Annotated in this window: 5 protein-coding genes and 1 tRNA gene; 2 read left to right on the top strand and 4 right to left on the bottom strand. The window is 71.9% G+C overall.

Annotated features, from left to right (window positions below):
- Positions 1 to 21: 21 nt before the first annotated feature.
- The 4 genes from ACFV4F_RS35175 to ACFV4F_RS35160 all read right to left on the bottom strand — a co-directional run bounded on the left by ACFV4F_RS35175 (position 22) and on the right by ACFV4F_RS35160 (position 4,189).
- A tRNA-Lys gene (locus ACFV4F_RS35175) sits at positions 22 to 95 on the bottom strand.
- Between the two features lie 90 nt (positions 96 to 185).
- Positions 186 to 2,261: a dipeptide ABC transporter ATP-binding protein gene (locus ACFV4F_RS35170; protein WP_380508794.1), complete on the bottom strand. Its 2,076-nt coding sequence runs from the start codon at positions 2,259 to 2,261 to the stop codon at positions 186 to 188.
- Complete coding sequence (locus ACFV4F_RS35165; protein ID WP_380435207.1) at positions 2,258 to 3,193, bottom strand: ABC transporter permease; 936 nt, start codon at positions 3,191 to 3,193, stop codon at positions 2,258 to 2,260. Before ACFV4F_RS35165 ends, ACFV4F_RS35170 begins: the two co-directional genes overlap by 4 nt.
- Positions 3,194 to 3,208: 15 nt before the next feature.
- The gene (locus ACFV4F_RS35160; RefSeq protein WP_380435208.1) at positions 3,209 to 4,189 is read right to left on the bottom strand and encodes an ABC transporter permease; all 981 of its coding nucleotides are present in this window, start codon (positions 4,187 to 4,189) and stop codon (positions 3,209 to 3,211) included.
- 332 nt (positions 4,190 to 4,521) lie between these two features.
- On the opposite strand from ACFV4F_RS35160, the gene ACFV4F_RS35155 reads away from it, so the two are divergent.
- Both ACFV4F_RS35155 and ACFV4F_RS35150 read left to right on the top strand, forming a co-directional pair.
- The gene (locus ACFV4F_RS35155; RefSeq protein WP_380508791.1) at positions 4,522 to 6,225 is read left to right on the top strand and encodes an ABC transporter family substrate-binding protein; all 1,704 of its coding nucleotides are present in this window, start codon (positions 4,522 to 4,524) and stop codon (positions 6,223 to 6,225) included.
- A gap of 462 nt (positions 6,226 to 6,687) precedes the next feature.
- Entirely contained in the window at positions 6,688 to 7,878 is a 1,191-nt protein-coding gene (locus ACFV4F_RS35150) for a low temperature requirement protein A (protein ID WP_380491386.1), read from the top strand.
- Positions 7,879 to 7,924 lie beyond the last annotated feature (46 nt).

The following is a 7,924-nucleotide window of genomic DNA, read 5'->3' as shown; positions in this document are numbered from 1 at the left end:
GAAGGGCCTTCCGGCTGTCTGTGCGCCGCCAGGGACTCGAACCCCGGACCCGCTGATTAAGAGTCAGCTGCTCTAACCAACTGAGCTAGCGGCGCTTGCTGACGCGGAAGACATTACACGGGACCGGGGCGATCCGCCGAATCGTATTCGGCCGATCACGTTACGTGAGATTCTCGTGCGGGCCTTCAGGTGACGTCCGGGAAGTGGCAGGCCGCCTGGTGCCCGTCCCCCGCGAGCGCGGGCCTCTCCTCCTCGCAGCGGGTCCGTGCCCCGGGCTCCGTGAGGCGGGCGTAGACCGGGCAGCGGGTGCGGAAGGGGCAGCCGGCGTGCCGCTGGGTGGGGGAGGGCGGATCGCCCGCGAGGAGGATCCGGTCCCGGGCGCGTTCGGCGGCCGGGTCGGGCAGCGGGACGGCGGAGAGCAGCGCGCGGGTGTACGGGTGGCGGGGGCGGTCGAAGACGGCGGCGACGTCGCCCTGCTCGACTGTCCGTCCGAGGTACATCACGCTGACCCGGTCGGCGAGGTGCCGGATGACCGAGAGGTCGTGCGAGACGAACAGGTAGGACAGGCCCAGTTCGGCCTTGAGCGACTGCAGCAGGTTGAGGATCCCGGCCTGGATGGAGACGTCGAGCGCGGAGACCGGCTCGTCCAGGACGAGCAGCCTGGGGCGGACGGCCAGGGCGCGCGCGATGGAGATCCGCTGGCGCTGCCCGCCGGAGAACTGGTGCGGGTAGCGGCCGGCGTGCTCCGGTTCGAGGCCGACCTGGCGCAGCAGTTCGGGCACCCGCCCGGCGATCTCGTCGCGGGCGGCGCGCTGGGCGCGCAGGGGCTCGGCGATGATGTCGCCGACCGGCATCCGGGGGTCGAGGCTGGCCATCGGGTCCTGGAAGACGATCTGCAGCTGCGACCGGAGCCGGTGGGCCTCGGCGCGGGTGAGCCGGGACGTGTCCTGTCCGAGGAGCTCGATGCGGCCGGTCTCGGGGGCGGCGAGGTCGAGCAGCTCGAAGAGCGTCGTGGACTTGCCGGAGCCGGATTCGCCGACCAGGCCGAGGGTCTCGCCCTCGCGGAGGTCGAGGTCGACGCCGTCCACGGCGTAGACCTCGCCGACGCGGCGCTTGAACACCGTGCCCTTGAGGAGCGGAAACGTTTTTCCGAGCCTGCTGACCGCCAGTACCTGCGGCCGGGTGTCGCGTGCCCCGGTCACGGCGGGGGCGGGCACCTCCGGCACGGGGTACACGTCGGCCGGAGCGGGCCGCTGCTCGGCCAGCTCCGCCGAGCGCACGCACGCCGCCAGGTGGCCGTCCTCACCGAGCAGTTCCGGCTCGGCCGTCGAGCAGCGCGGTTCGGCGAGCGGGCAGCGCGCGGCGAACGGGCAGCCGGGCGGCAGGTCGGCCAGTGGCGGCGGGCTGCCGGGGATCGGGACGAGCGGCCCGCCGCGGCCGTCGAGCCGGGGCACCGCGCCGATCAGGCCGAGCGTGTACGGGTGGCGCGGGGCCGCGAACAGCTCGTCCACACCGGCCGTTTCGACCACCCGGCCCGCGTACATCACCGCGACCCGGTCGGCCGTCCCGGCGATCACCCCGAGGTCGTGGCTGACCAGCACCAGCGCGGCGCCGGTCTCCCGCTGGGCGGTGCGCAGGACGTCGAGCACCTGGGCCTGGATGGTGACGTCCAGGGCGGTGGTGGGCTCGTCGGCGAGCAGGATGTCGGGGTCGTTGGCGACGGCCATGGCGATCATCGCGCGCTGGCGCATGCCGCCGGAGAACTCGTGCGGGAAGCTGTCGAGCGCGCGGTCGGGGGCCGGGATGCCGACGAGGTCGAGGAGTTCGGCGGCGCGGCGGCGGGCGGCGGCCTTGTCGGTCTTCTGGTGGACGCGGATCGCCTCGGCGATCTGGTCGCCGATCCGGTAGACCGGGGTGAAGGCGGAGAGCGGGTCCTGGAAGACCATCGCGACCCGCCGGCCGCGGATCGAGGCGAGCTCCCGGCCGGGCAGCCCGACCAGCTCCCGCCCGTCCAACCGCACCGAGCCCCGGACCCGGGCGGTGCCGGGCAGCAGCCCGAGGACGGACAGCGCGGTGACGGACTTCCCGGAGCCGGACTCGCCGACGATGCCGAGGGTTTCGCCGCGCCGCAGGGTGAGGTCCACCCCGCGCACGGCCGGGACCGGGCCCTGCGGGCCGGCGAAGTCGACGCGCAGGTCGCGGACGGCGAGCAGGGGGGTTTCGACGGCGGTGCCGGGGGTGCTGGTCACGGCGGTGGTCACGGCTTCTTCCTACGGGCGCGGCGGCGGGGCGCGCCCGCGGCGGTGGGGTCGAGGGCGTCGCGCAGCCCGTCGCCGATGAGGTTGACGGCGAGGACGAACAGCACCAGCAGCGCGGCGGGGAAGTAGAAGAGCCAGGGGAACACCGGCGCTTCGCTGGTGCCGGCCGCGAGCAGGGTGCCGAGCGAGACGTCCGGCGGCTTGACGCCGAAGCCGAAGTAGGAGAGCGCGGTCTCGCTCATGACGGCGCCGCCGACGGCGATGGTGGCGTCGATGATGAGGAAGGACGCGACGTTCGGCAGGACGTGCCGCAGGATGATCCGCAGCGGCCGGACGCCCATGAAGCGTGCGGCGCGGACGAATTCGCGCTCGCGCAGGGAGAGCGTCATGGACCGGACCACCCGGGCGGTGATCATCCAGTTGAACAGGGCGAGCAGCAGGACGAAGGCGATCCAGCCGGTGCTCTTCAGCCGGGGCGAGACGATCGTGATGATCAGGAAGCTGGGGAAGACCAGCAGCAGGTCCACGACGAACATCAGGCAGCGGTCGGCCCAGCCGCCGAAGTAGCCGGCGCACGCGCCGACCAGCGAGGCGAGCACGGTGGAGAAGAGCGCCACCAGCAGACCGATGACCAGCGACTTCTGCAGGCCGCGGACGGACTGGGCGAAGACGTCCTGCCCGATCCCGTTGGTGCCGAACCAGTGCTGGGCGGAGGGCGGTTGGTGCAGGGCGCCGAAGTCGGGTGCGGCGTAGTCCCACTGCGTCAGGTACGGCCCGCCGAAGGCGAGTGCGAACAGCAGCAGGACGAGGACGGCCCCGGCGAGCGCTCCGCGGGCGGCGAGCAGCCGGGTGAGGACGAGCCGGGCGCGGCCGGTGCCGCGGGGCGCGGGGGCCGGGGCGGCGGGTCCGGCCGGTTCTGCGGCGACGGTGGTCATCTGGGTCACCTCCGGTCAGGACCGCACGCGCGGGTCGAGGGCGGCGTGCAGGGTGTCGGCGAGGAAGCCGGAGGCGAGGACGACGAGGGCGGTGAACAGGTTGACCGCGACGACGGAGTTGACGTCCTGTTCGTTGATCGCCTGGATCAGCCACTCGCCCATGCCGTGCCAGCCGAAGATCGTCTCGGTGAACACCGCGCCGGTGAAGATGCCGAGGAAGCTGTAGGCGAACATCGTCGACATCGGGATCACGGCGGTGCGCAGCCCGTGCTTGAGCAGGGCCCGGCCGCGGGTGAGGCCCTTGGCCTCGGCGGTCCGCAGGTAGTCCGAGCCGAGCACGTCGAGCATGATGCCGCGCTGGTAGCGGCTGTAGGTGGCGAGGCCGTACAGCGCGAGCGACATGGTCGGCAGCAGGAGGTGGAGCGCCCAGTCGGAGAGGTGGGCGCCGAGGCCGCCGGCGAGCCCGGGGGTCTCGTAGCCGGTGAACGGGACGACCTCGTGGCCGGCCGCGTCCTTGGCGGCGATGGCGCCGTTCTTGAGGAAGAGGGCGACCAGGAAGACCGGGGTGGAGAGGAGGACGAAGGAGAGCAGGGTCAGCAGCCGGTCGGATATCCGGTACTGCCGCACGGCGCTCCAGGCGCCGACCGCGACGCCGAGCACCATGCCGAGCAGGCTGCCGATCAGCAGCAGCCGCAGCGAGACCCAGATCCGCCGGCCGAAGTCGTCCGTCACCGGGGTGTCGTGGATGGTCCGGCCGAGGTCGCCGTGGACCAGGCCGTCGGCCCAGTGGCCGAAGCGCACGACCACCGGGGTGCGGTCGTTCAGGTTGAGGGCGGTGAGCTGGTGCTCGACCGATTCGGCGGACGGACGGGGGACCTTGGCCTCGAAGTAGGTGCGCGGCTGGAGGGCGGCCGCGGATATCGCGTAGGCCAGGAACACGGCGGCGACGAGCAGGACGGCGTAGTAGCTCAGCCGCTTCGCGAGGTAGCGGAGCATCAGCGGCCGCCCTGGGTGGGGGTGGGGCCGACGCGTCTGGTGGGCATCGGGTGGTGGCCTTCGGTCGGTGGCCCGGGTGCGGGCCGTGTCACGGGCTGTCGGGAAGCAGCAGGTCAGAGTGTTCCAGCGGCGTACGGCCGCCGTGTTGCACGCGTGTTGCCGCGTGTGACTTTTGGATCAGACGTGAACTCCTGCCTCTGGTCGTGGAACTGAACGGCTGTTACGTTCTGCTGGCTCGGTGCCGACTTGGCTGCCCACACTCAAGCCCCGCCACACCTCGCGCGGCACATCTCCTGTCCCGTATTCCCGACGAACCCTCCAGGGGGACCCCCATGGACGCTGCCACCACGGCCCGCCGCTTCGGCCGGGCCACCGCCCTCGCGATAGCCGTCGCCCTGGCGGTGACCGCGTGCACCTCGGGCGGTGGGGGCTCCGCCGACAACGTGGCCAAGAGCGAGCCGCCGAGCCAGGGCTCCAACGACATCAACCCCAAGTCGCCGGACCAGCTGAAGGACGGCGGGGAGGTGCGCTTCCCGCTGTACCAGTGGATCACCCAGTGGAACCCGTTCCAGGTGGACGGCCGCTACGGCGACGCCGTCGACATCATGCGGGCCCTGGAGCCGTCCCTCTTCTCCACGGACGCGGAGGGCACCTTCCACGCGAACCCGGACTACCTGGTGGACGCCAAGGTCACCTCGGCCTCGCCGCAGGTGATCACCTACAAGCTCAACCCGAAGGCCAAGTGGTCGGACGGCAAGGCACTGAGCTACCTGGACTTCAAGGCCGACTGGGAGGCCAGCAACGGCAAGAAGGACGGCTACAACATCGCCGACTCCTCCGGCTACGAGCTGATCTCCGGCGTCGAGCAGGGCGCCGACCCGTCCGAGGTCAAGGTCACCTTCTCGACGCCGTACGCGGACTGGCAGAACCTCTTCCGGCCGCTGATCCCGGCCGCCGGGATCGCCACCGCCGACGACTTCAACAAGGCCTGGATCGAGAAGATCCCGATCACCGCCGGCGCGCTGAAGCTCGGCGTCGCCGACAAGACGGCCCAGACGATCAGCCTCGTCCCGGACCCTGCGTGGTGGGGCGCCAAGCCCAAGCTGGACAAGGTCACCTTCCGGGTGATGTCCCAGGCGGCGACCACCCAGTCGTTCCTCAACAACGAGATCGACTTCGCGACGGCCGGCACCGCGACCGCCTACGGCCAGCTCAAGGACAACAAGGACACGGTGATCCGCACCTCCAGCCCGTGGGACGAGGTGCACATCTCCTTCGGCGGGGGCGGCGCGCTGACCGACCAGAAGGTGCGTCAGGCGCTCGGCAAGGCGCTCGACCGCGACTCGCTGATCAAGATCGCCAACAATGGCGTGCCGGTGCAGTTCAAGCCGCTCGGCAACCACATCTTCATGCCCAACCAGGCCGGCTACCAGGACAACTCGGGCGAGTGGGCGAAGTTCGACCTGCCCGCCGCGAAGAAGCTGCTGGACGACGCCGGCTGGAAGGAGGCGGGCAGCGGTCAGCCGCGCACCAAGGACGGCCAGTCGCTCGAACTGCACTTCGTGTTCAACGACTCCAGCCCGCAGGCCCAGATCGACCTGTACACCGCGGCCGCGGCGATGTGGCTGCAGGCCGGGGTGAAGGTCGACCTGGACAAGGTGGCGAAGAACGACTTCTTCACCAAGTACATCAACGTGGGCAAGTTCGACCTCGCCAGCTGGCGCAACACCGACTCGTTCCCGCTCTCCCAGAGCCTGACCAACTTCCGCCTGCCGGAGGGGGACAACGTCTTCGGCAACTACTCGAAGCTCGGCACCCCCGAGATCGACGAGCTGCTGAAGAAGGCGGCCGGGACGGTCGACCCGGTGGAGGCCGCGAAGTACTACAACCAGGCGGACGCCAAGATCTGGGAGCTCGGCCACACCGTCGAGCTGTACCAGCGGCCCGAGGTGGTCGCGGCGCGCAAGGGCCTGGCCAACTACGGCGCGTTCGGCCTGGCCTCGACCGACTACACCAAGATCGGCTGGGAGAAGTAGCCGCTGCCCCCGACGCGGCGGTCGCCGCGGGCACGGCGGCGGGACAGGCGCTGGCGAGCAGCGCGGTGATCACGAGGCCGGTGGTGCGGACACGGGTGGGACGGCCTTGCCGCCCCCGCTGTCCTGCCACCGGCCTTGACCTTCCGCGTTGCCCGCAGGCCGCCCGTGTCGTGGGGCCCCGCAGGGCCCGCGCTCGCTTTCCAACCGGGGACGAATGTAGCGGGCGGTCCGGCGGCTCGGGCGGTACGGCGCGGGCGCGCCCGGAAACCCGTCGCGCTGTCACCCGGTTCGCGCACCGGAGCGTCAACTGGGGCTGACGGCAAGGGGAAAGGAACGAAGGAAAAGGGACGGAAGGGGCGGGTCCGGCGTCCGCCGGTCCGCGCCGGTGCGTGCGCCGGGCCCGCCCCGCTGCCAGGATGCGCGGGACAGCCCAGCCGTCCGTCCCCGTCCCGGAGCAGCGCGATGACCAGCGATTCCGCCGCAGTGCCCCACCCGCACCCCGCCGACCCGCCCCCGGTGCGCCGGATGGTCCCGCGCGACCGGAACGAGCGACACCGGGTCGCCACGCCGCTGGAGCTGTTCTTCGACCTCTGCTTCGTCGTCGCGGTCGGCCAGGCCGGGCGCGAGCTCGCCCACTCCCTCGCCGCCGGGCACTACGGCGAGGGCCTGCGGGGCTTCGTGCTCGCGTTCTTCGCGATCTGGTGGGCCTGGATGAACTTCACCTGGTTCGCCTCCGCGTACGACTGCGACGACGTGCCGTACCGGGTCACCACACTGGTGCAGATCGCCGGGGTGCTGATCCTCGCGGCCGGCGTGCCGAGGCTCTTCGAGGCGCAGGACATGGTCCTCTCGGTGACCGGCTACGTGGTGATGCGCCTGGCGATGGTCACCCAGTGGCTGCGCGCCGCCGCCAGCGAGGAGGGCCCGGCGCGCGGGGTGGCCCTGCGGTACGCGCTGGGGATCACGCTGTGCCAGGTCGGGTGGGTGGTGGTGCTGCTCCTGCCGCACGGCGCCCGGCCGTTCGTCATCCCGATCGGGGTGCTGGCCGAGCTGGCCGTGCCGGTCTGGGCCGAGCTGCGGATGCAGACCACCTGGCACCCGCACCACATCGCCGAGCGGTACGGGCTGTTCACCCTGATCGTGCTCGGCGAGACGGTCGCGGCGGCGACGGTCGCGGTGCAGTCGGGGGTGGACGAGCACGAGGGGCTGGGGCGGCTGGTGCCGGTGGCGATCGGCGGGCTGCTGATCTGCTTCTCGGCCTGGTGGATCTACTTCGCCCGCCCGGTGCACGAGCACCTGCGCTCCAACCGGCAGGCGTTCGCGTGGGGCTACGGCCACTACGTGGTGTTCGCGGCCGCGGCGGCGATCGGCACCGGGCTGGAGGTCGCGGTGGAGTCGGCCGTGCACAAGGCGGAGATCTCCGCGACGGCGGCCACCGGGACGGTCACCGTGCCGACCGCCGTCTACCTGTTCACCGTCTGGCTGCTGCACTCGCGGCACACCAAGACCGGTGCCGCGCAGGCGCTGGCGCCCACCGGCGCGGTGCTGGTGCTGGCCTGCACGGCGCTCGGCGGCTCCGGGGTCCTGGCGGCCGGCCTGGTGTGCGCGGCGATGGTGGCCGTCGGGGTCGCGATGCACGCCAGGGAGGCGTGAGCGGCCTCCGGGCGCAGCCCGAGCAGCATCGGCTCGTGCCGGGCGA

The sequence above is a fragment of the Kitasatospora sp. NPDC059722 genome (assembly GCF_042733235.1).
In the GTDB taxonomy this organism is placed as follows: Bacteria; Actinomycetota; Actinomycetes; order Streptomycetales; family Streptomycetaceae; genus Kitasatospora.
The sequence above is the reverse complement of the archived record's forward strand: the minus strand, read 5'-3'. Positions and strand labels throughout refer to the sequence as shown.

Bases quoted from the DNA above. Each gene is read 5' to 3' on its own strand.
- ACFV4F_RS35165 (WP_380435207.1), bottom strand. From the start codon at position 3,193: ATGACCACCGTCGCCGCAGAACCGGCCGGACCCGCCGCCCCGGCCCCC.
- ACFV4F_RS35160 (WP_380435208.1), bottom strand. From the start codon at position 4,189: ATGCTCCGCTACCTCGCGAAGCGGCTGAGCTACTACGCCGTCCTGCTC.
- ACFV4F_RS35155 (WP_380508791.1), top strand. From the start codon at position 4,522: ATGGACGCTGCCACCACGGCCCGCCGCTTCGGCCGGGCCACCGCCCTC.
- ACFV4F_RS35150 (WP_380491386.1), top strand. From the start codon at position 6,688: ATGACCAGCGATTCCGCCGCAGTGCCCCACCCGCACCCCGCCGACCCG.